This window comes from Pseudomonas fluorescens, from assembly GCF_902497775.2.
GTDB lineage: Bacteria > Pseudomonadota > Gammaproteobacteria > Pseudomonadales > Pseudomonadaceae > Aquipseudomonas > Aquipseudomonas putida_F.
The window spans coordinates 4734577-4758372 of record NZ_OZ024668.1 but is presented as its reverse complement, the minus strand read 5'-3'; the positions used below and the strand labels follow the sequence as shown (position 1 = coordinate 4758372).

At 63.9% G+C, this 23796-nt stretch carries 15 protein-coding genes; 7 read left to right on the top strand and 8 right to left on the bottom strand.

Features of this window, described 5'->3' with window-relative positions; genetic code table 11:
* Positions 1-17 precede the first annotated feature (17 nt).
* The 6 genes from accC to F8N82_RS21935 all read right to left on the bottom strand — a co-directional run bounded on the left by accC (position 18) and on the right by F8N82_RS21935 (position 8154).
* The gene (gene accC / locus F8N82_RS21960) at positions 18-1373 is read right to left on the bottom strand and encodes an acetyl-CoA carboxylase biotin carboxylase subunit (protein ID WP_038997371.1); all 1356 of its coding nucleotides are present in this window, start codon (positions 1371-1373) and stop codon (positions 18-20) included.
* A 17-nt stretch (positions 1374-1390) separates the two neighbouring features.
* Positions 1391-1846: an acetyl-CoA carboxylase biotin carboxyl carrier protein gene (accB, locus tag F8N82_RS21955; RefSeq protein WP_038997370.1), complete on the bottom strand. Its 456-nt coding sequence runs from the start codon at positions 1844-1846 to the stop codon at positions 1391-1393.
* Positions 1847-1944: 98 nt separating this feature from the next.
* A complete protein-coding gene (aroQ, locus tag F8N82_RS21950; protein WP_010221695.1) occupies positions 1945-2397 on the bottom strand; it encodes a type II 3-dehydroquinate dehydratase in 453 nt (150 codons plus the stop codon).
* Between the two features lie 172 nt (positions 2398-2569).
* A complete protein-coding gene (locus F8N82_RS21945) occupies positions 2570-4360 on the bottom strand; it encodes a protein-disulfide reductase DsbD (protein ID WP_038999641.1) in 1791 nt (596 codons plus the stop codon).
* A gap of 108 nt (positions 4361-4468) precedes the next feature.
* Positions 4469-6316 carry a methyl-accepting chemotaxis protein gene (locus tag F8N82_RS21940; protein WP_371857249.1) on the bottom strand — a complete coding sequence of 616 codons (1848 nt, stop codon included), beginning with the start codon at positions 6314-6316 and terminating at the stop codon, positions 4469-4471.
* Between the two features lie 221 nt (positions 6317-6537).
* On the bottom strand, positions 6538-8154 hold the full coding sequence (locus tag F8N82_RS21935) for a response regulator (protein WP_038997368.1): 1617 nt from the start codon (positions 8152-8154) through the stop codon (positions 6538-6540).
* 283 nt (positions 8155-8437) lie between these two features.
* Here F8N82_RS21935 and F8N82_RS21930 point away from each other — a divergent pair, with 283 nt between their 5' ends.
* The 4 genes from F8N82_RS21930 to speA all read left to right on the top strand — a co-directional run bounded on the left by F8N82_RS21930 (position 8438) and on the right by speA (position 12683).
* The gene (locus F8N82_RS21930) at positions 8438-9511 is read left to right on the top strand and encodes a DUF2333 family protein (protein WP_038997367.1); all 1074 of its coding nucleotides are present in this window, start codon (positions 8438-8440) and stop codon (positions 9509-9511) included.
* A 4-nt stretch (positions 9512-9515) separates the two neighbouring features.
* The gene (locus F8N82_RS21925) at positions 9516-10052 is read left to right on the top strand and encodes an NUDIX hydrolase (RefSeq protein ID WP_038997366.1); all 537 of its coding nucleotides are present in this window, start codon (positions 9516-9518) and stop codon (positions 10050-10052) included.
* Between the two features lie 192 nt (positions 10053-10244).
* Positions 10245-10616, top strand: a complete 372-nt coding sequence (locus F8N82_RS21920; protein ID WP_038997365.1) for a translation initiation factor Sui1 — start codon at positions 10245-10247, stop codon at positions 10614-10616.
* A 153-nt stretch (positions 10617-10769) separates the two neighbouring features.
* Positions 10770-12683 carry an arginine decarboxylase gene (speA, locus tag F8N82_RS21915; RefSeq protein WP_038997364.1) on the top strand — a complete coding sequence of 638 codons (1914 nt, stop codon included), beginning with the start codon at positions 10770-10772 and terminating at the stop codon, positions 12681-12683.
* A gap of 67 nt (positions 12684-12750) precedes the next feature.
* On the opposite strand, the gene F8N82_RS21910 is transcribed toward speA, so the two are convergent.
* On the bottom strand, positions 12751-14094 hold the full coding sequence (locus tag F8N82_RS21910) for an MATE family efflux transporter (RefSeq protein WP_038997363.1): 1344 nt from the start codon (positions 14092-14094) through the stop codon (positions 12751-12753).
* Positions 14095-14241: 147 nt separating this feature from the next.
* Here F8N82_RS21910 and F8N82_RS21905 point away from each other — a divergent pair, with 147 nt between their 5' ends.
* Positions 14242-19206: an alpha-2-macroglobulin family protein gene (locus F8N82_RS21905; RefSeq protein ID WP_038997362.1), complete on the top strand. Its 4965-nt coding sequence runs from the start codon at positions 14242-14244 to the stop codon at positions 19204-19206.
* Between the two features lie 50 nt (positions 19207-19256).
* Here F8N82_RS21905 and F8N82_RS21900 read toward each other — a convergent pair whose 3' ends face one another.
* On the bottom strand, positions 19257-19550 hold the full coding sequence (locus tag F8N82_RS21900) for a hypothetical protein (protein WP_038997361.1): 294 nt from the start codon (positions 19548-19550) through the stop codon (positions 19257-19259).
* Positions 19551-19654: 104 nt separating this feature from the next.
* Between F8N82_RS21900 and pbpC the strand changes: the two genes are divergently transcribed.
* Positions 19655-22009, top strand: coding sequence for a peptidoglycan glycosyltransferase PbpC (gene pbpC / locus F8N82_RS21895; protein ID WP_038997360.1), 2355 nt, complete (start codon positions 19655-19657; stop codon positions 22007-22009).
* A 98-nt stretch (positions 22010-22107) separates the two neighbouring features.
* The gene (locus F8N82_RS21890; RefSeq protein WP_038997359.1) at positions 22108-23775 is read left to right on the top strand and encodes a ShlB/FhaC/HecB family hemolysin secretion/activation protein; all 1668 of its coding nucleotides are present in this window, start codon (positions 22108-22110) and stop codon (positions 23773-23775) included.
* The last annotated feature ends 21 nt before the right edge of the window (positions 23776-23796 follow it).

Here is a 23796-nt window from a genome sequence, read left to right as displayed (position 1 = left end):
TTTACATCACGACCGAATCACTCCTGGTTAGCCAGTTTGTGTTCCAGGTAGTGAATGTTGACGCCACCTTTGCAGAAACCTTCATCACGCACCAGGTCGCGGTGCAGCGGGATGTTGGTCTTGATGCCGTCGACGACGATCTCGTCCAGGGCATTGCGCATGCGCGCCATGGCTTCGTCGCGGTCCTTGCCGTAGGTGATCAGCTTGCCGATCAGCGAGTCGTAGTTCGGGGGAACCGCGTAACCGCTGTACAGGTGCGAATCGACGCGAACGCCGTTGCCACCCGGGGCGTGGAAATGCTTGACCGTGCCTGGGCTCGGGATGAACTTCTTCGGGTCTTCGGCGTTGATCCGGCACTCCAGGGAGTGACCACGAATCACCACGTCATCCTGGGTGAACGACAGCTTGTTGCCAGCGGCGATGCTGAGCATCTCCTTGACGATGTCGATACCGGTGACCATCTCCGAAACCGGGTGCTCCACCTGAACACGGGTGTTCATTTCGATGAAGTAGAAACTACCGTTCTCGTAGAGGAACTCGAAGGTGCCGGCGCCACGGTAGCCGATCTCGATGCAGGCATCGACACAGCGCTTGAACACTTCCTGGCGGGCTTTCTCATCGATGCCCGGGGCCGGCGCTTCTTCGAGGACCTTCTGGTGGCGGCGCTGCAGCGAGCAGTCGCGGTCACCCAGGTGCACGGCGTTACCCTGGCCGTCGGAGAGGACCTGGACTTCCACGTGACGTGGGTTGGTCAGGAACTTCTCGAGGTAGACCATCGGGTTGCCGAAAGCTGCGCCAGCTTCGGTACGGGTCAGCTTGGCCGAGGCGATCAGGTCCTCTTCCTTGTGCACCACGCGCATGCCGCGACCACCACCGCCACCGGCGGCCTTGATGATCACCGGGTAGCCGACTTCACGGCCGATGCGCAGGGCTTCTTCTTCGTCTTCCGGCAGCGGGCCGTCGGAACCTGGCACGGTCGGAACACCGGTTTTGATCATCGCGTCCTTGGCCGAAACCTTGTCGCCCATCAGGCGAATGGTGTCGGCTTTCGGGCCAATGAAGGCAAAACCGGAGTTCTCGACCTGCTCGGCGAAATCGGCGTTTTCCGCAAGGAAACCGTAGCCTGGGTGAATGGCGGTAGCGCCGGTCACTTCGGCCGCGGCGATGATGGCCGGGATGTGCAGGTAGGACTGGCTGGCCGAAGCAGGACCGATGCAGACCGACTCGTCTGCCAGGCCCAGGTGCATCAGTTCGCGGTCAGCCGTGGAGTGTACGGCGACGGTCTTGATGCCCAGCTCTTTGCAGGCACGCAGGATCCGCAGGGCAATTTCCCCGCGGTTGGCAATCAGGACTTTTTCCAGCTTCGCAGACATCGTTGGCTCTCCGCGGTTCAAACGATGGTGAACAGCGGCTGGTCGAACTCAACCGGCTGACCGTCTTCTACCAGGATGGATTCGATCACACCGCTGGTTTCAGCTTCGATGTGGTTCATCATCTTCATGGCTTCGACGATGCACAGGGTGTCGCCTTTCTTCACGGTCTGGCCGACTTCAACGAAGGCTGGCGAGGCAGGCGAGGCTTTGCGGTAGAAGGTACCGACCATTGGCGAGCGGGCAACGGTGCCGTTCAGTTTTGGCGCGGCAGCTTCGGCTGGAGCGGCGGCAGCGGCAGGGGCGGCTGGTGCGGCAACAGGAGCGGCGACTGGAGCCGGAGCGTAGTACTGCTGGGCTGGAGTCTTGCTGTGGCGGCTGATCCGAACGGACTCTTCGCCTTCCTTGATCTCCAGCTCGTCGATGCCAGATTCTTCCAGCAGTTCGATCAGTTTCTTGACTTTACGGATATCCATTAATCATCAACTCCCAAGGTTCGGTCAGGGGCGTAAATATAAAAACGTGTTAGCAAACGTTTCTTGTGAGCCCCGGCCCATAGGCCAGGTTCTCGTCATCAGGGCTTTGCGTTAGCAGCCAGGTGTTCCAGGGCAGACTCCAGGGCCAGGCGATAGCCAGTGGCACCCAGGCCGCAAATCACTCCTACGGCGACATCAGAGAAGTAGGAGTGATGGCGAAAAGGTTCGCGCTTGTGCACGTTGGACAAATGCACTTCGATGAATGGGATGCTCACCGCCAGCAACGCGTCACGTAATGCGACACTTGTATGTGTGAAAGCCGCCGGATTGATCAGGATGAAGTCCACGCCTTCGCCGCGCGCAGCGTGGATGCGGTCGATCAATTCGTACTCGGCATTGCTTTGCAGGTACTGCAGGTGATGGCCGGCGGCGCGGGCGCGCTGCTCCAGGTCCTGGTTGATCTGGGCCAGGGTCACGGCGCCATAGACGCCCGGTTCGCGGGTGCCGAGCAGGTTCAGGTTGGGGCCGTGCAGCACCAGTAGCGTTGCCATCTGTGGTTCCTTTTTATCGTTAGGAAACTTTGCGCGGCGACTATGCCGTAAACCGGCGGGCACTGTCCAGTTACCGGCAATAGCCAGCACGATGACCGATATTCACGCTAAATATGTGACTAATTTATTAATTTCGGTCATCGAAACCGGCTTTATTAGCGGCCAGAGGAAGTTATAGACCCAGATCGGCGCGAATGCGCGTCAGATGCTCGGCAAATTCGCCGGCGTTTATCTCGCCAACCACACGATCGGCGGTGATTTCGCTGCCGTTCGCGGCAAAGAACAACAGCGCTGGTGGACCGAACAGCTGGTAGCGGTCGAGCAGGGCACGCTGTTCGGCGTTGCTTTCGGTGATATCGAAGCGCAGCAGCGTGTAATCCTTGAGCTGCGCTTGCACTGCCGGGGCATTGAGCACCTCGTGCTCGATCACTTTGCAACTGATGCACCAGTCGGCGTACCAATCCAGCAGCACCGGCTGGCCGGCGGCCTTGGCTGCGGCCAGGGCGCTGTCCAGCGCCGCCGGGGTGGTGATGGTCTGCCAGGCGCTGGCGCTGCTGGCCTGGGTACTGGCAGCGGTGCTGGCAATACCGGCCTGAGGCAGCGGGCGCAGCGGGTCGGTCTGCCCGCTCAAGGCACCGTACCAGCAGGCCAGGGCATAGAACAGCAGGGCCAGGCCGAGCAGTTGCGCCAAGCGCTGGCGGGTGGTTTTCACGGTGAACTCCAGGGCACCGAGGAACACCGCCGTGCCAGCGGCCAGCAGGCCAACCAGCAGCAGCGTGACCTGGCCCGGCAGTACGCGGCTGAGCAGGCCGATGGCCAGGCCCAGCAACAGCACGCCGATGGCGTTTTTTACGGTTACCAGCCACGGCCCGCTTTTTGGCAGCCAGGCCGCGCCGCCAGTGGCGATCAGCAGCAGTGGCGCACCCATGCCCAGGCCCAGGGCAAACAGTTTCAACGCACCGCCCAGGGCGTCGCCGCTGGCGCTGATGTACAACAGCGCGCCGGCCAGTGGCGCCGATACGCACGGCGACACTAGCAGGCTGGAAAACACCCCGAGAACCGCCGCACCGATCAGCGAACCACCCTTGGTCTGGCCGACCAGGCGCTCCAGGCGGCTGCTGATGGCATGGGGCAGCTTGAGCTCGAACAGGCCGAACATGGCCAGGGCGAACAGCACGAAGAACAGCGAAAACGGCACCAGCACCCAGGCCGACTGCAAGCGCGCCTGCAGGTTGAGGCCCGCGCCGAACAGGCCCATCAGCGCACCGAGCAGGGCAAAGCAGGCGGCCATCGGCAGGACATAGGCCAGCGACAGGGCAAACCCGCGCAAGCCGCCGACCTGGCCGCGCAGTACCACGCCCGAGAGGATCGGCAGCATCGGTAACACACAGGGGGTGAAGGTCAGGCCGACACCGGCGAGGAAGAACAGCAGCAGGCTTTTCCAGTCCCAACCGGCGTTGTTGACGCTGGCAGTGGCGGGCGGTGCGCTGTCAGCGGCACCATCGACGCTCAGGCGAGCGGTTTCCGGCGGGTAGCACAGGCCTTTGTCGGCGCAGCCCTGGTAGCCCACCAGCAGGGTGAAGGGGCGGTGCTCGTTGGCCGGGCGGGGGATTTCGATGTCGAGGATGCCGTGGTAGACCTCGACGTCGCCGAAGAACTCGTCGTGCTTGGCTTCACCGGGCGGGATCTGCGCCGTGCCCAGGGCGATGTCGGCAGGTTCGCTGCGGAACTGGAAGCGGTGGCGGTACAGGTAGTAACCGTCGGCGGCGACAAAGCGCAGCTTCAGGGTTTGCCCTTCATCCTGGACCATGCTCAGCTTGAAGGCTTCGTGTACCGGCAAAAAGTCGCCGCTGTTGTTCAGCGACGCGGCGCCCAGGGTGGCGCTGGGGCGATTGTCGAGCAGGCCGGCGCCGACGGCGGGCAAGGCCAGGAGCAGAAACAGGAGGCAAAGCAGGCGGCGCATGGCGGTCTCGCAGTCCAAAAGTGCCTGCATGATAACGGACTTTGCAGCCCTGTTGCCCTCATCGCGGTGCGACGACTCGACTTGACTTGCGATGGCCGCGACACATTCTCACAGGCGAAACGCCCGCACCGCCGTGTTCAGCTCGCCCCCCAGTCGAAGCAACTGTTCACCCTGCTCACGCCCCTCGCCAATTCGTTGCAAGTTGTCTTCACCCAACCCATGAATGCGCTCGCTGTGATCGCGAATCTCGCTCACCGCGCCACTCTGCTGGGCAGTGACATCGGCAATCCGCACCGCCGTGGCCGAGATGGTCTGGATCGCCGCGACAATCTCATCCAGCGCGCCATCCGCCGCCTGGGCCTGGTCGGCAGTGATTTGGGCATGTTCGAGCTGGACGCGCATGCCTTCAACCGATTCCCGAGCAGCCTGCTGCAAGCGACCGATCAAGGTCTGAATTTCACCGGTAGCCCCGGTGGTGCGCTGCGCCAGGGAGCGCACTTCTTCAGCGACCACGGCAAAGCCACGGCCCATTTCCCCGGCCCGCGCCGCCTCGATCGCGGCGTTCAGAGCCAGCAGGTTGGTCTGCTCGGCGATCGAGCGGATCACCGTCAGCACACCGCCGATGGTGGCCGATTCCTCGGCCAGCTGTTCGATCATCTGTGCGTTGCCCTGCACTTCATCGACCAGCGCCCGCAGCCCGGTCAGGCTCTGGCCGATCACCGCCTGGCCTTGCTCGACCGCACGCCCGGCATCGTGGCTGGCGTCGGCAGCCTGGCTGGCATCGCCGGCGACCTGGAGGATGGTCGCTTCCAGCTCGCCCAGGGCATCGCGGATCTGCGCGGTGTCGCCGGCCTGGCGTTCGGCGCCATCGTGCAAGGCGCTGCTCATGCCGGCCAGGGCATGGCTGCTGCCGGCGACCTGCTCGGCGTTGTGGCGAAGGGTGCCGACCAGCTCGACCAGATAGACTCGCAGGCGGTTGAGCGAGTCCTGGATGTCGTGCATTTCGCGGTTGCTCCTGCCCAGGGCGATGGCCTGGCTGAAGTCGCCCTCGGCCCAGCGCGACAGTGCCGGCGCCAGGTTGGTCAGCACCCGCGCCAGGCGACGTTGCAGGGTGTCGATGAGCAGGGCGATCAGCAGGATCAGGCCGATCATCAGGCCCTGGATCAGCCGTACCTCGCCCTGAATGGCGGCATGCTGGCTGCGCACGCTGGGTTCGAGCTCGGCGATGGCCTGCTGTACGGCGGCGATGCGTTCGAAGGTGCTGCTGGCCAATACGCTGCGTTGCTGGATCTGTTCGCGGGTACGCTGCAGCTCGCCCGGGTAGCGCTTGATCAGGCTGTTGAGCTCGCGCTTGAGCGCTACGCCGGTGTCCTCGGCTGCGCTGCTGGCCTGGGTTTCCAGGCCCATCAGGGCGGCAAAATCATCGGCGCTCGAGGCGTTGCTGGCGGTCACACCCAGCAGCGGCAATTGCTCAAGCAGTTGGGCCTGGGCGGCAATCTGCTGCAGTTCGCGTTCGACTTCTTCGGTCAGTTCGCTACGGCCACTGCTGACCAGTTTGTCCCGGGCCAGGGACAACCGCGACAGGTGCAGCGAGGCCTTGAACAGCAGCGGCGGATAGCGTCCGGCATCGCTGCCGGTGCTGCTCTGGGCGTAGTTGGCCAGTTGTTCAAGGCTGGCGCCCAGCTCGCGTTCGGCCTGTAGCAGCAGGGCCTGCGGATCGCCGGCCAGCTTGCCGGCACTCAGCAGTTCGTTGGCGGTGAAGCGCTGCAGGTTGTCCAGGCTCGGGCTCAGGCGTGCCGAAAGGTCTGTCGGCAATTGCTCGAGTTCGCCCTGCAGGGCGGCGGTGGCCTGCAGCGCGGTGGCGTGGCGCAGGGCATCGCCGCTGCTCAGGTAGTCCTGGATGTTGCGTGCCGCCTGGTTCTGGAACTGCTGCGACAGCGACAGGTAGCGCTCCATCAATAGGTAGGGGCGCTCCAGCGCGCGCTGTGACCACCACAGGGTCGCGCCCAGGGCGATGCACACAGTAACCAGCAACAGGGTGTTGAAATTGGTGATCAGCTTCAGGCGCATGTTCGGTGTCTACCAACGGCCGAATGGTAAGCGCCTGAAGTTATTGCGTTTTTATGACCGGGTTATGACGAAGCGGGCAGCTTGGTGAAAAAAATGGCACTTTGCCTTTATGCTTCCACCCGCTGCACGCAGTTGCGCCCGGCACCCTTGGCCCGGTACAGCGCCTCATCGGCGGCGGTGGCCATGCTCAGGGCATCCAGGCCGTCGCTCAATTGCACCACGCCGGCGCTGAAAGTGCAGGACAGGTCGCGAGGCTGGGCCGGGTAGTGGATCTCGGCAAAGCGCCGGCGGATCTCGTCGAGCACCTTGTGCGCCGAGCCCAGGTCGGTGTTGGGCATGACGATGGCGAACTCTTCACCGCCGTAGCGGCCGATGAAGTCGGTCTTGCGCAGGCGCTGTTTGAGAAACAGCGCCAGGCTCTTGATCACCCGGTCGCCCATGGGGTGGCCGTGGCTGTCATTGACCTTCTTGAAGTGGTCGATGTCGAGCATGGCAAAACTCAGCGGCTGCTCTTCGCGGCGCGCACGGAAGCTGCAGTCTTCGAGCAATTGCAGGATATGGGTGTGGTTGTACAGCCCGGTGAGGCTGTCGCGAACCATCCGCGCCTTGAGGTTGCGCGCGCGGGCAGCGCGATTGCGCACGGTGGTGATCAGGTGCCGGGAGCGGATCGGCTTGGTCAGAAAATCATCACCGCCCTCGCTCATGGCATCGAGCTGTTTATCCAGGTCGTCTTCGGCCGACAGATAGATGATCGGCACGCTGACGTAACGGTCGTTGTGGCGGATCACCTTGGCCAGCTCCGTGCCGTTGCAGGCGGGCATGTACATGTCGAGGATGATCAGGTCGGGCTGGAAGTCGGCAAGCTCGGCCATGGTCTGGATTGGGTCGATCAGGGTACGGGTGACGATCCCGGCACTGTTGAGCAGGCGCTCGGTGTGCAGGGCCTGGGCCCGCGAGTCGTCGATGATCAGCACTTTGAAGGGTTCGTACTGGGTGACGCTGGTCAGCAACTCGACTTTTTCCAGCAGGCTTGAGGCTTCCAAGGTGCCGGTGAGGAACTCCTGGCCACCGGCGCGTACCGCTGCCAGGCGAGTCGGCGTGTCAGTTTCGTGCAGGCTGAAGAACAGCAACGGCACCCGCTGCTCCAGGCCCTGCTGGGCTTGGTCCGCCAGTTGCAGGCCGACACCCGGCCCGGTGAAGTCGACGTCCATGACGATCGCCGAGGGCAGCCGTTCACTCATGGTCGCCTGAAACGCAGCGGCGCTGTACAAGGCTTGTACACCCAGGCCGAAGAACTCCAGCTGTTGCGCCAGGCGCTCAGCGCGGTCGTGGTCCTGGAGCATGATGTAGACCGGCTTGCGCAGCGGCGGCAGCGGCACTTGCTCAAGCTGGTCGCCCTGGCGCAGGCCGGTGCGCGACAGGCGCTGCATCAACCGGTTGAGCTCGCTGATCAGATGGCTGCTCAGGCGCGCACTATTGGCCTCGACCGCCTCCAGGGCATGACCGATGGCCTCGGCCAACTGGCTGTGTTCGGGCTGCTCGAAGCGCTCGGCATAGCGTTGCAGGCGCAGGTTGGCTTCGCACAGCTCACCCAGGTCGCCAGTCGACCACTCGCTGCGCTGCAGGCGCTGCCAGATCTCGAGGATTTGCCGGGCCTGATGAATGACCCGCTGGGCAAAGTGTTGCTTGAGGCGCTCACGACTGGGGTCTTCTGGCTCGGTCATGTCCTGACTACTTATAAGGGGTGAGGCTGAGTTCGAGTGATGGCTCTATGCTAGCACCACTTTCCCGGCAATCGAGTGCCTTGTATCAATTAACTGTACAAGTCCGTTTATTCATTTGCTGACCCAATAGTCGCTTATGCGAACCGCCGTGCTTGATTTATAGTGCAGCGATACTTGCCGACCCCGGCAGGTGGCGCGCGGCACAAAAAGCCCTTCGCGCTGGCACGAAGCCCGGGGGTTGCGGTCGAACCCCTTGAACCGACGTGACTGAAAGGACAACGCCATGCTGGACTGGAAAAACCGTACAGGCAAAGCCGAGGCCCGTGAGCGGGTCGAACCGCGCACTGCCGCCACTCGCAGCTATTTCGGCGGGTTGTTCTTCAGCCGCGCCCTGGGCTCGCTGATCGGTCTGTACCTGTTGGTGTGCGTGGGCCTGGGCTGGTACTGGAGCGCCGAGCCCGACCTGTTCCCGGTGCAACAGAACGCCCAGGCCGCCGCTGAAAAGACCGGCAAGCAGATGGTCGTCGGCTATACCACCATCGAAACCCTCAAGACCGTTGCCGGCACCCTGCTGAACAAGCCCGGTGGCTACATTTCCAACGACCGCTTCCCGCCAGGCCTGTGGATGGACAACATGCCCAGCTGGGAGTACGGCGTGCTGGTCCAGGTGCGTGACCTGAGCCGCGCCCTGCGCAAGGACTTTGCCCGCTCGCAGTCGCAGTCCACCGAAGACGCCGACCTGGCCAAGGCCGAGCCGCGCTTCAACTTCGACAACAAGAGCTGGATCCTGCCGTCGAGTGAGTCCGAGTTCCAGGAAGGCATCAACTCGCTGACCCGCTACCAGAACCGCCTGGCCTCGCCTGACCAACAAGGCGCGCTGTTCTATACCCGTGCCGATAACCTCAACAACTGGCTGGGCGACGTCGCCACCCGCCTGGGTTCGCTGTCGCAGCGGCTGTCGGCCAGTGTCGGCCGAGTCAAGCTCAACAGCACCCTGAAGACCGAATCGGTGGTTGCGGGCCAGGCCCCGCAGCTTGACGAGGAAGTCGTAGAAACCCCATGGCTGCAGATCGACAACGTGTTCTACGAAGCCCGTGGCCAGGCCTGGGCGCTGTCGCACCTGCTGCGCGCCATCGAGGTCGACTTCGCCGATGTGCTGGCGAAGAAGAACGCCACGGTCAGCGTGCGCCAGATCATCCGTGAGCTGGAAGCCTCGCAGGAGCCACTGTGGAGCCCGATGGTGCTCAATGGCAGCGGCTTCGGCATGTGGGCCAACCACTCGCTGGTCATGGCCAACTACATCTCGCGGGCCAACGCCGCGGTCATCGACCTGCGTCAACTGCTGACCCAGGGCTGATCCGGTGTCGATCTCCAAGCAGGAGGCGGCGCACCGCGCCGCCTCCGACCTCGAACTGATTGCCTGGGTCGACGAACACGACCAGTTGCTCGGCGCCTTGCCTCGTGCCGAGCTGCGCAAGCGCGGGCTGATCGGGCGCGGTACTTACATCCTGCTGTTCAACTCCGCCGGAGAGCTGTGCGTACACCGGCGCACCGAAAGCAAGGCGATCTACCCGGGTTACTGGGATGTCGCCGCCGGTGGCATGGTCCAGGCCGATGAAAGCTTTGCCGAATCGGCGGCCCGCGAACTGGAAGAGGAGCTCGGGGTGGGTGGAGTCGAACTCAGCGCCCATGAGTGTTTTTTCTTCGACCAGCCCGGCAACCGGCTCTGGTGTGCGGTGTTTTCGGCGGTCTGGGACGGGCCTTTGCGCCTGCAGCCGGAAGAAGTCAGCGAGGCGCGTTTCATCGCCGTCGAGCAGGCCCTGGCCGACAGCCGGCAACAACTGTACTGCCCCGATTCACTGGCCGCTTTGCAGCGCTATATCGACCGTCAAGCCTGACGTCGCGAATCACATGCAAAATGGCGCAGTTTTGTACTTAGCATTCGCGACATTTATCGTTACACTGCGCGGCCTTTAAGGCTGCCGCACGCTTCATGCGGCAGTTGCGCTGCCCCTGCCAGAGTGGGGCTTCGCGGTCGGTACCCCGTCGGGGCGTCGACCAGTTTTTATCCTCACCGTAGAGGATCAAAAGTGGCCAAGAAAGCCGCATCATTCGCCGCCCTCGGTGGCCTGGTGTTCTCCACTGATGCAGGTCGGCATTGCCCGGACTGCAGCAAACCCATAGATGCCTGCATCTGCAATCAGACGCTCATCCCTGAAGGCGATGGCATTGCTCGCGTGCGTCGCGAAAGCAAGGGCCGTGGCGGCAAGACGGTGACGACCATCAGCGGCGTGCCGCTGCCCCTGGAGCAGCTCAAGGATCTGGCCAGCACGCTCAAGCGTCGCTGCGGAACCGGCGGCGCGTTGAAAGACGGGGTCATCGAAATCCAGGGCGATCATGTCGAGCTGCTACTGGCCGAGCTGATCAAACAGGGCTTCAAAGCGAAAAAGTCCGGCGGCTGAAGACTGCATCGCGATTTTTTGCAATTCGCTTTCTAAACTCGTTCCCGTAGGAAGGGTCTATCCCTGAACACGGATAATCGTCACTTTCAGGTTTTACACTGCGCCCGCCCCATGCCGGCCGGTGTTTTTCGACTTTCTATATAGGGGACTTCAATGTCCGTACGACGCACACGCAAAGACGATGGCAGCCAATGGACAGTTGCGGACAGCCGCAGTGTTTACGGCATTCGCCATTGGGGGGCCGGTTACTTCGCAATCAACGAGGCCGGGCGCGTCGAAGTCCGCCCGAACGGGCCAGGCAGTGCGCCGATCGACCTGTACGAACAGGTCGACGAGCTGCGCAAGAGCGGCCTGTCGCTGCCACTGCTGGTACGTTTCCCGGACATTCTCCAGGACCGCGTACGTCAGCTGACCGGCGCTTTTGACGCCAACATCGCGCGCCTGGAATACCAGAGCCAGTACACCGCGTTGTACCCGATCAAGGTCAACCAGCAGGAAGCGGTGGTGGAAAACATCATCGCCACCCAGAACGTCTCCATTGGTCTGGAAGCCGGCTCCAAGCCCGAGCTGCTGGCCGTGCTGGCGCTGGCGCCGAAAGGCGGCACCATCGTCTGCAACGGTTACAAGGACCGCGAGTTCATCCGCCTGGCACTGATGGGCCAGAAGCTTGGCCATAACGTCTTCATCGTCATCGAGAAAGAGTCGGAAGTGGCTCTGGTGATCGAAGAAGCCGCCGAACTCAAGGTCAAGCCGCAGGTCGGCCTGCGCGTGCGCCTGTCGTCGCTGGCTTCGAGCAAGTGGGCCGATACCGGTGGCGAGAAGTCCAAGTTCGGTCTTTCGGCGGCGCAACTGATCTCGGTAGTGCAGCGCTTTCGCGATGCCGGCCTGGACCAGGGCATCCGCCTGCTGCACTTCCACATGGGCTCGCAGATCGCCAACCTGGCCGACTACCAGCACGGTTTCAAGGAAGCCATCCGTTACTACGGCGAGCTGCGCGCGCTGAACCTGCCGGTCGATCACATCGACGTCGGCGGCGGCCTGGGTGTGGACTACGACGGCACCCACTCGCGCAACGCCAGCTCGATCAACTACGACATGGATGACTACGCCGGTGTCGTGGTCGGCATGCTCAAGGAGTTCTGCGATGCTCAGGGCCTGCCGCATCCGCACATCTTCTCGGAAAGCGGCCGCTCGCTGACCGCCCACCACGCCATGCTGGTGGTGCAGGTGACCGACGTCGAGAAGCACAACGACGACGTGCCGCAGATCGAGAACAAGGACAGCCTGCCGCAGACCGTGCAGTGGCTGGCCGACCTGCTCGGCCCGACCGATATCGAGATGGTCACCGAGACCTACTGGCGCGCCACTCACTACATGAGCGACGTCGCCGCCCAGTACGCCGACGGCAAGATCACCCTGGCTGAGAAAGCCCTGGCCGAGCAGTGCTACTTTGCCGTGTGCCGACGCCTGCACAACTCGCTCAAGGCCCGTCAGCGCTCGCATCGCCAGGTGCTCGATGAGCTCAACGACAAGCTGGCCGACAAGTACATCTGCAACTTCTCGGTGTTCCAGAGCCTGCCGGACACCTGGGCCATCGGCCAGGTCCTGCCGATCCTGCCGCTGCATCGCCTGGATGAAGAGCCGCTGCGCCGCGCCGTGCTGCAAGACCTGACCTGCGACTCGGATGGCAAGATCAACCAGTACGTCGACGAGCAGAGCATCGAGACCAGCCTGCCGGTGCACGCGATCAACGAAGGTGAAGACTACCTGCTGGGTATCTTCCTGGTCGGTGCCTACCAGGAAATCCTCGGTGACATGCACAACCTGTTCGGTGACACCGACTCGGTGAACATCTACCAGAACCCGAACGGCAGCGTGTACCACGCTGGTATCGAGACCCACGACACCATCGAAGACATGCTGCGCTACGTGCACCTGTCGCCGGAGGAGTTGATGACCCACTACCGCGACAAGTGCGCCAGCGCCAAGATCACCGCCCGTGAGAAGACCCAGTTCCTCGACGCTCTGCGTCTGGGGCTGACCCGCTCGTCTTACCTGTCGAGCTGATGCGATCACGGGTCAAGCCCGCTCCCACAGCTGTTGTGGGAGTGGGCTTGACCCGCGATGCTTCTGACTACCGACGCACAAACCACCCATCCCGCCGCTGCAACCGCCAGCCGATCACCCCCAGCGTTACCCCGCGCAAAGCCATGAACAGCAGAAACCCCAGCCACAAGCCATGGTTGCCCAGGTCTCGAGCAACATAAGCAACAGGCAAGGCCATCAGTACGCTGAGCAGCATGCCGTTGCGCATCTCCCGCGCCCGTGTGGCGCCGATGAACAAGCCATCGAGCAGATAACTCCACACCGCAATCAATGGCAGCAAGGCCAGGTACGGCAAGTACTGGTAGGCGGTTTCGCGCACGTTGGCGATGTCGGTCTGCATATTGATGAACAGATGCCCACCCAGCAGGAACAGCACGGCAAAGCCGCTGCTGGCCAGCAGCGACCAGCCGCAGGCGACGGTCAACGAACGCCGCAGCGCCTGGCGATCACCGGCGCCGATGGCATGCCCGCACAGCGCCTCGACCGCATGGGCCAGGCCATCGAGGGCATAGGCGCTGAGCAGCAGGCCATTGAGCAACAGGGCGTTGGCCGCTACCGTCGCTTCACCCAACCGCGCGCCTTGCACGGTAATCAGGAAGAACACCGCCTGCAGCGCCAGGCTGCGGATGAAGATGTCGCGGTTGACGCTGAGCAGCGGCCGCCAGCTCTGCCAGCGCGCCAGCAGCGCCCAGGCGATCTGCCCGGGGTAGGTGCGCAGGGCCGGGCGGGTCAGGGCCAGGCCGAGCAGAGCGGCGCTCCATTCGGCAATCACCGAGGCGCGGGCCGAGCCGATCACGCCCCAGTCCAGGCCGAGTACGAACCACAGGTTGAGGGCGATGTTGAGCAGGTTGGTGGTCAGCAGGATCGCCAGCGGCGCCTTGGCGTTCTGGGTACCGAGGAACCAGCCGACCAGGGCGAAGCTGGCCAGCGCCGCCGGCAGCCCGAGCAGGCGGGTCTGGAAGAAGTCGTGGGTCGATTGCTCCAGCGCCGCCGTGGGTTGCATCAACTGCAGGGCCAGGTGGCTGAACGGTAGCGCCAACAAGCCAAGTAGCAGGGCAAGCAGCATCGCCAGCAGCAAGCCTTGCAGCAGCACCTGGCGTAATGCCGCGCCGTCGCCACGGCCCGCAGCCTGGGCGGCGAAACCGGTCGAGCCCATGCGCAGAAAGCCCATGACCCAGGCCAGGAAGGTATACAGGCTGGCGCCCACCGCCACTGCGCCAAGCTGATGAGCATGGGGCAGGTGGCCGATCACGGCGCTGTCGACCAGAGCCACCAGCGGTACGGAAATATTGGAAAGTATCATCGGCGCGGCCAGCGCCCAGACCTTGATATGGGTCGGGCGGTCGCGCCAGTCGGTCAGCAAACGGGACATGGAAGCTCCTGGCGAGCCGGCATTGTAGCCGCTGCGCAGAGCAAATCGTGCGAAGGCGGTCTCACATCCGTTCGCCGCCTCACAGTTGCCGCACGGTTGATATATAGTGCACGCCTAAGATTCCGCTGCCCGAGAGTTACTACTCCCATGCTCAACAAAGGATTGTTGCTGGCCTGCGCGCTGGCTTTGCTCAGTGCCTGCGATTCGTCTGCTCCGGACAAACCGGCTTCGGCGCCGGCCACACCGCCAGCGCAGACGCAGGATCAACCCGCGGCGCCAGCCCCGGCCCCGGCAGCTGCACCCGCAGCGCAGCCGGAAGCGGAAAAAACCGTCCCGGCCAAGGACGATGCCTCAACCCTGGCCAAGCGTTATGCCGGTCGCGAGCTGAGCGTGGTGGATGTCTCGGAAGTGCAGGTCGATGGTGCCAGCGCCCTGGCCTTGACCTTCTCGATACCCCTGGATGACCAGCAGAACTTCGCCGACAAGGTGCACCTGGTCGACACCGTCAAAGGCAAGGTCGACGGTGCCTGGGAGCTCTCCGCCAACAAGATGGAACTGCGCCTGCGTCACCTGGAGCCGCAGCGCAAACTGGTGCTGACCATCGACGCCGGCCTGCTCGCGGTCAACGGCAAGCGCCTGCCTGCCGAGGCGATCAGCCGCCTGGAAACCCGCGACATGCAGTCGACCATCGGCTTCGCCAGTCGTGGCTCGCTGCTGCCGACCCGCCTGGCCGAAGGCCTGCCGGTGATCGCCCTGAACGTCAACAAGGTCGATGTCGAGTTCTTCCGCATCAAGTCGGACAAACTGTCGCCGTTCCTCGCCGCCTGGGGCCGCAACAGCAGCTTGTACTACTACACGTCCAAAGAAACCCTGGACATGGCCGAGCTGGTCTACAGCGGCCGCTTCGACCTCAACCCGGCGAAGAACACCCGTGAAACCGTGCTGCTGCCGATTGCCGGGATCAAGCCGCTGCAAGAGCCAGGCGTGTACCTGGCGGTGATGCGTGCCTCCGGGACCTACGACTATTCGCAACCGGCAACGCTGTTCACCCTGAGTGACATCGGCGTCTCGGCGCACCGTTACCAGAACCGCCTGGACGTCTTCACCCAGGGGCTGGAAGGCGGCAAGGCGCTGAGCGGCGTCGAGCTGGAACTGCTCGACGGCGAAGGCCGCGTGCTGGCCCAGGCCAAGACCGACAGCGACGGCCACGCCCAGTTGCCGACGCCACCCAAGGCCGAAACCCTGCTGGCCCACCAGGGCGTGCACACCACCATGCTGCGCCTGAACAGCGCGGCCCTGGACCTGGCCGAATTCGATATCACCGGCCCTCAGGCCAACCCGCTGCAGTTCTTCGTGTTCGGCCCGCGCGACCTTTATCGCCCGGGTGAGACCGTGCTGCTCAACGGCCTGTTGCGTGACAAGGATGGCCGCCCGCTCAAGCCGCAACCGGTGACCGTGGAAGTACGCCGTCCGGATGAGCAGATCAGCCGCAAGTTTGTCTGGGAAGCCGATGCCAATGGCTTCTATCAGTACCAGTTACAACTGGCCGACGAGGCGCCGACCGGGCGCTGGCAGTTGCTGTTCGACCTCGGTGGCGGCAAGAAGCAGGTGTTCGAGTTCCTTGTCGAAGACTTCCTGCCCGAGCGCCTGGCCCTGGAACTCAAGGGCAGCGACAAGCCGCTGAGCCCCGATCAAACCGCGCAGATCAAGGTCAACGGCCGCTACCTGTACGGTGCCCCGGCCTCGGGCAATCGTCTGAGCGGCCAGGCCTATGTGCGCCCGCTGCGTGAAGCGGTACCGGCACTGCCGGGCTACCAGTTCGGTTCGATCACCGAGGAAGAACTGAGCCAGGACCTGGAGCTGGACGAAGTCACCCTGGACAGCGCCGGCAAAACTACCCTGAACATCGAAAGCAAATGGTCCGAAGCCCGTTCGCCGCTGCAACTGACCGTCCAGGCCAGCCTGCAGGAGTCCGGTGGCCGGCCGATCACCCGCCGCCTGGAACAACCGATCTGGCCGGCCGGGCGTCTGCCTGGCTTGCGCGGCCTGTTCGAAGGTGAAGAGACCGATGGCGAAGGCCCGGTGGAATTCGAAGTGCTGGTGGCCGACCCCCAAGGCAACAAGCTGGCCGTCAACAACCTCAAGGTGCGCCTGGTCCGCGAGCGCCGCGACTACTATTGGAACTATTCGCAGAGCGATGGCTGGAGCTACAACTACAACGAGAAGTACCTGATCCAGAACGAAGAGACAGTCAACGTCAAAGCCGGCTCCACCGCGCGGGTGAACTTCCTGGTTGATTGGGGCCCGTACCGCGTCGAGGTCGAAGACCCGCAAACCGGCTTGGTGTCGAGCGGGCGTTTCTGGGCCGGCTACCGTGCCCAGGATAACGCCGACGGCGGCGCCGTGCGTCCGGACCAGGTCAAACTGGCCCTGGACAAACCGTCGTACGCCGACGGCGCCACAGCCAACATCACCGTTACGCCGCCTGCTGCGGGCACCGGCTACCTGATGGTCGAGTCCAGCGAAGGCCCGCTGTGGTGGGAAGAAATCGACGTACCGGCTGAAGGCAAGAGCTTCGCCGTCAAGCTCGATCCGAAGTGGGCGCGCCACGACCTGTATGTCACGGCCCTGGTGATCCGCCCGGGCGAGCGTAAGGTCAACGCTACGCCGAAACGCGCCGTGGGTGTGCTGCACCTGCCGCTGGATCGCCACGAACGCAAGCTGGCAGTAACCCTCACTGCTCCTGAGAAGATGCGTCCCAAGCAGCCGCTGACCGTCAAGGTACAAGCGCGCAATGCCGACGGCAGTGTGCCTAAAAAGGTGCATGTACTGCTGGCAGCGGTGGACGTGGGAATTCTCAATATCACCGAGTTTGCCACCCCCGACCCGTTCACCGGCATGTTCGGGCGCAAGGCCTATGGCGCCGACCAACTGGACATCTACGGCCAGTTGATCGAAGCCGGACAGGGCCGTTTGGCCAGCCTGGCCTTCGGTGGTGACGCGGCCATGGCCAAGGGCGGCAAGCGCCCGAACACCACGGTGACCATCGTCGCCAAACAAAGCGCCCCGGTGACCCTCAATGACAAGGGCGAAGGTGAAGCGACGGTCGATATTCCCGACTTCAACGGTGAGCTGCGGCTGATGGCCCAGGCCTGGACCGACGAGCGCTACGGCATGGCCGAAGGCAAGACCGTGGTCGCCGCGCCGTTGATTGCCGAGCTATCGGCACCGCGCTTCCTCGCCGGTGGCGACCGCACCACCCTGGCGCTGGATCTCTCCAACCTGTCGGGCAAAGCACAAAACGTTACCGTGCGCCTGAGCACCGAAGGCCAGCTGAACCTGCTCGGCGCCGCCGAACAGACCCTGAACCTCACCGAAGGCAAGCGCGTCACCCTGCTGGTGCCGGTGCAGGCCAGCGGTGGCCTGGGCCAGGGCAAGGTAAAGGTCGACGTGCAGGGCCTGCAGTTGCCAGGCGAATCGGCCACAGCCTTCAGCCGCGACTGGACCCTGGGCGTTCGTCCAGCCTACCCGGCGATGCTGCAGCACTATCGCGTCGCCCTCAAAGACCAACCCTGGACGCTGCCGGATGCCGATCTGGCGCTGTTCGAACCTTCGGGCCTGGAAGCCTCGCTGGCCCTGTCGAGCCGCCCGCCGCTGAACCTGGCCGAGCAGATCCGTGCCCTCGAAGCCTATCCGTACGGCTGCCTGGAGCAGACCACCAGTGGCCTGTATCCATCGCTGTACGCCGATGCCGCAACGCTCAAGCGTCTGGGTATCAAGGGTGAGCCGGCGGACGTACGCAAGCGCAAGATCGAGATGGGCATCGAGCACCTGCTGGGCATGCAGCGCTATAACGGCAGCTTTGGCCTGTGGAGTGCCGATGACCAGGAAGAGTTCTGGCTGACCGCCTACGTCACCGACTTCCTTCTGCGTGCCCGCGAGCAGGGTTATGCGGTACCGCCCGAGGCCCTGAAAAAGGCCAGCGAGCGTCTGCTGCGTTACCTGCAAGAGCGCAACCTGATCGAAGTCAACTACAGCCAGAACTCGGAGCACAGCCGCTTCGCCGTGCAATCGTATGCCGCCCTGGTGCTGGCGCGTACCCAGCAGGCACCGCTGGGCGCCCTGCGCAGCCTGTTCGAGCGGCGCAGCGATTCGCGCTCCGGCCTGCCGCTGGTGCAGTTGGCCATCGCCCTCGACAAGATGGGCGACAAGCCACGCGCGCAGCAGGCGCTGCAGGCCGGCCTGGCCGTCACCCGTAACGAGAACACCTGGCTGGGCGACTACGGTAGCCCGGTGCGTGACCAGGCGCTGATCCTGTCGCTGCTCACCGAGAACAACCTGGCCAGCGACAAGGTCGATGCACGGCTGTTCGAGCTCTCCGATCAGATGGCAGGTAATCGCTGGCTGTCGACTCAGGAGCGTAACGCGCTGTTCCTTGCCGGTCGTGGCCTGCTGGGTAAACCTGAAAGCAACTGGTCGGCACGCCTGGACAGTGCCGGTGAAGTGCGCGAGTTCAACCCCGAGCAATCGGGTATGAAACTCGAGGGCGCTCTGCTGGCATCGCCCCTGACCATCCAGAACCAAGGCAGCGAGACGCTGTTCCAGCAACTGACCCTGTCCGGTTATCCGCGTCAGGCACCGGTTGCCCGTGGCAGCGGCATGACCATTCGCCGTGAATTCCTCGGCATGAATGGCCAGGCGCTGGACATCAAGGCGCTCAAGAGCGGTGATCTGGTGCTGGTGCACCTGGCGGTGACGGCCAACACCCAGGTGCCGGATGCGCTGGTGGTCGACCTGCTGCCGGCAGGCCTGGAGCTGGAAAACCAGAACCTGGCGCAAAGCGCGGCAAGTCTGGAGAACGCCAGCAGTGCGGTGAAGGAATGGCGCGAGTCGATGCAGAACGCCAACGTCGTGCATCAGGAGTTTCGCGATGACCGCTACGTGGCGGCGCTGAACATCGACCAATACTCCACCACCCACCTGCTGTACCTGGCCCGGGCGGTAACCCCGGGGACCTACAAGGTACCGCCACCGCAGGTCGAGTCGATGTACCGGCCGAACTACAACGCGGTGGGCGAGGCGCCTGCCGAGCTGGTAGTCAAAGGCCGCTGACAGAGGGCGTTGTGGGAGCGGATGAATCCGCTCCCACAGGTTCTAATTGCTCAGTGAATGATCCAGCTCAGCACCCACAAACCCAGCACCAGCCAGATGATGCCGAGTATGATCGAAGCGCGCATGAAGGCGCGGATCGCCGAGTACAGCAACATCAGGCCGATGATCAGGGCGAGGATGCTGACCAGCGAAGTGTCCATGCCCAGGGTGCGTGACAGGCCCTCGATGAAATTGCCACCGGCGTTGGCCAGCAGGTTGAACAACCCGCTCAGGCCGTCGACGATAAACCGGATCACCGCCCCCAGCGCCTGGCCGAGCCACTCGAAAAAACCTTCTACATGCATAGTTGCTTCCTGATGATCAATTCGGCGAATGCGCCGTTGCCAAGCCTTTGGCCATGCCGTGGCCAAGTCGGTTCCCTGCGTAGCTGTTACGCCAGGAGAGCCTGATGCACATCTTAGCTCGCCTGCGTGGCGCAATAACAAAGCCCCTGCGCTGGTTGCTCGCCATCCCGTTGCTGTTGATTGCCCTGTTATGGCTCGCCGACCGCATCTGGCCGTTGCCGATGCCGGCCGATGACCTCGCCCGTGTTGTCCTGGCCGAAGACGGCACACCGCTGTGGCGTTTCGCCGATGCCGATGGCGTGTGGCGCTACCCGGTCACGGCCGAGCAGGTTTCGCCTTACTACCTGGAGGCGTTGCTGACCTACGAAGACCGCTGGTTCTACCATCACCCCGGGGTCAACCCGCTGGCCCTGGGCCGCGCGGCCTGGCAGAACCTGCGCGGTGGCCGGGTGTTGTCCGGTGGTAGTACGCTGTCGATGCAGGTGGCGCGCCTGCTCGATCCGCATTCGCGCACGCTGCCCGGCAAGTTGCGCCAGCTGTGGCGTACCGCGCAACTGGAGTGGCACCTGTCGAAGGCGCAGATCCTTGAGATCTACCTCAACCGCGCGCCGTTCGGCGGCACCTTGCAGGGTGTCGCCGCTGCCAGTTGGGCCTATCTGGGCAAGTCGCCGATGCACCTGACGCCCTCGGAAGCGGCCTTGCTTGCCGTGTTGCCCCAGGCACCCAGCCGCCTGCGTCCGGATCGTCACCCGGAGCGGGCCCAGGCTGCGCGCGACAAAGTCCTGCAGCGCCTGGCCGAGTACCAGGTGTGGTCGCAGCAGCGGGTCGCCGAAGCAGCAGAGGAACCGCTGTTGCTGGCACCCCGTCAGGAGCCCGCCCTGGCGCCGCTGCTGGCCCGCCGCCTGAATCGCCCGCACAGCCCGCCATTGATTCGCACCACCCTCGATGCCGCCTTGCAACGACGCCTGGAAGACCTGCTGCTGGGTTGGCGGGCGCGGTTGCCGGAGCGTACCTCGGCGGCGATCCTGGTGGTCGAGACGCAGAACATGGCTGTGCGCGCCTACCTGGGCTCGGTTGATCTGAACGACGAGCGCCGTTTTGGCCATGTCGACATGATCAGCGCCCTGCGTTCACCCGGCTCGACCCTCAAGCCGTTCCTCTTCGGCATGGCCATGGATGAGGGCCTGATCCATTCCGAGTCGTTGCTCCAGGATGTGCCGCGCCGCTACGGTGATTACCGCCCAGGCAACTTCTCCATGGGCTTCAGCGGGCCGGTGGCGGCCAGTTCCGCGCTGGCCTTGTCGTTGAACCTGCCGGCGGTGCAACTGCTGGAAGCCTACGGGCCGAAACGCTTCGCCGCGCAGATGCGCAGTGGCGGCGTGCCGCTGATATTGCCGCCACTGGCCGAGCCGAACCTGTCGCTGATTCTTGGCGGTGCCGGTAGCCGCCTGGAGGATCTGGTTGGCGGTTACGCAGCGTTTTCCCGCAATGGCTTGAGCGCGCCGATCCGCTTGCAACCGGATGATCCCTTGCTTGAACGGCGCCTGCTCTCGCCCGGCAGCGCCTGGATCATCCGGCGGATTCTCAGCGGCCAGGCCCGCCCGGATCGCGACCCGCATGCCGAACTGGTGCAGCGCCCGCAACTGGCCTGGAAGACCGGCACCAGCTATGGCTTTCGTGATGCCTGGTCGATCGGGGTGGGGCCGCGTTACCTGATCGGTATCTGGATCGGTCGCCCGGACGGTACGCCGGTGCCCGGCCAGTTCGGCCTGGCTTCAGCTGCGCCGTTGATGCTGCAGGTGCATGATGTGCTGAGCAACCGCGACAGCCAGCGCGGCATCGCCGTACCGGTGGCGGCGGTGCCCGCCAACGTGGGGGTTGCGGCGATCTGCTGGCCGCTCGGGCAACCCATGGCCCGCCAGGACCCCAACTGCCGGCGCCAGCGTTTTGCCTGGACCCTCGACGGCACCACGCCGCCGACCTTGCTGGCCCAGGACCAACCTTTGAGCGTCGGCTTGCGCGAGACGGTCTGGGTCAACGATCAGGGCTTGCGTGTCGATGCCACCTGCGCCGGTGCCCAGGCCCGGGACATCGCCCTTTGGCCTTCGCCGCTGGAGCCCTGGCTGCCCCGGGTGGAACGCCGCGAGGCGCGCTTGCCCAAGATCGATCCGCAGTGCCCGCCGCAGGTGCCGCCCAGTGCACCGCCGTTGTCGATCGTCGGTGTGCGCCAGGGGGATCAGTTGCGCCGCCCGGCCACCAGCAGCGAGCCATTGCGCTTCAAGGTCTCGGCCCTTGGCGGTAACGGTCGCCACTGGTGGTTCCTCAACGGTGCGCCACTGGGCGAAACCAGCGGCCAGGAAAACCTCACGGCGAGCTTCGAACAGGCCGGGCGTTTCGAGTTGAGCGCCCTGGATGAAAGCGGCGAAACCGCCCGGGTGGAGTTCCAGGTCAATGACTGACGCCGCCGATTAGACGATGCCGGAGCCAGCACCTACGCTTGAATTGACGAGGCCGCCGTTCTGGCGGCTTCGTACTGTTCGGGATCATGGAGTGTCCGATGCGTGCGTTGGCTGTCGCGATTGTTGGGTTGTCCTGGGCGAGCGTTGCCAATAGCGAACCCCTGCCGCGCTTTCTCGACAGCCACGAAATCGAGCGAAACCTGCCGGCCCCCAACTTGCCGGCCGATGCCTATAGGCCGAGCAATCCGGGGGTGCAGGTGCCGATTCCGGTGACCCAGGCCCAGCCGTTGTTGCGCGGCACGCGGATCTTCCTGCGCAAGGTGCGCTTCGAAGGCGGCAGCATCTATCCGTTGAGTGACCTGCGCGACAACTATCAGAGCCTGGTCAACCGCGAAGTCAGCCTGGGCGAGCTGATGGATGCCACCCAGCGCCTGACCCAGCGCTACCAGCAGGACGGCTACCTGCTGTCCCATGCCTATCTGCCTGAGCAGGATTTCGCCGATGGCCGGGTGCGGGTGGTGCTGGTCGAGGGCTACATCGACGATCTGCAATTGCACGGTGAAGTTGGCCCGGCGGCGGCCTATGTGGAAAAGCTGGTGGGCAGGCTCAAGGCCGAGCGGCCACTGACTCGCGCCACCTTCGAGCGTTATGTCGCGCTGATGAGCCGTCTGCCGGGTTTCAGCGTGCAGGCGCGCTTGTCGCCGGCGAACGCCGCCAATGGCGCCAGCCGGCTGATCGTCGAGGCCACGCGTCGGCCTTTCAACGCCACAATGACTGCCACCGACGGCACCCGCGATGACCCCCAGGCATTGCTCACGGTGAACAGCAATGCGCAGACGGCGCTCGCTGAACAGTTCAGTGTCACCGCTTTAGCGCCGCGCGGGGAAGATCACGAAAGCTACTTTCGCCTGGACTACTCCCAGTACCTGGACGATCAGGGCAGCCAGCTGCACCTGTCGGCGTCGCGTTACGAAAGCGACCCCAGTGCCCAGGTGCTGCTCGGCGATGGCACCCAGCTCAAGGCCCATCGCGAGAATGACCGTTTCTCGGCCGGCCTCAGTCAGGTGCTGCTGGCCGCGCCCGGCGAGTCGCTCAACGTTGCCGCGCGCTTCTACATGGTCAATGACGATGTCGTGTATCGCGCGGTCGGTGCACCCCTGCGCCTGAGCAACCGCACTGACGTGCGCGCGTTGGGCTTTGAAGGTGAGTGGCGCAAGGCCGATGCCGAGCAACTGCGGATTGTCAGTGGTGGGGCCTACCAGGGCCTGGATTACCTGGGGGCGAAAACCAACAGCGACTTCGACCTGGATTTTCTGCGCTTGCGCCTGTCCGGGTTGCAGAGCGACCGCCTGTTTGGCAACTGGCAGGGCGTGGCGTCGGCGGCTTTGTACTGGAGTGGCGACAGCCTGCCCGACAGCGAGCGGGTGGTGTTTGGCGGGCAGAGCTTTGCCCGCGGCTATCCCGCCGACCAGGCCCTGGGTGACAAGGGCTGGGGTCTGGCATATGAGGTGAATTACAGTTTCAACGGCGATGGCCGCTGGGTGAAGCTGCTGCAACCCTATGCCGTGCTGGATACTGCGCGCACCTGGTTCAATGAAGTGGACCTGCGCGATGCACACTTGAGTTCAGTGGCGTTGGGGCTGCGTATTGGTGATGGGCGTTTCTATAACCTGGCGCTGGAGCTGGCCAAGCCACTGTCGGATGTCGCCCTCGACAGCTTTGACCGGGAACCGCGGGTGAGTTTGAGTTTCAGTTTGCAGCTGTGAACTTGCGTCGCCTGGATTACG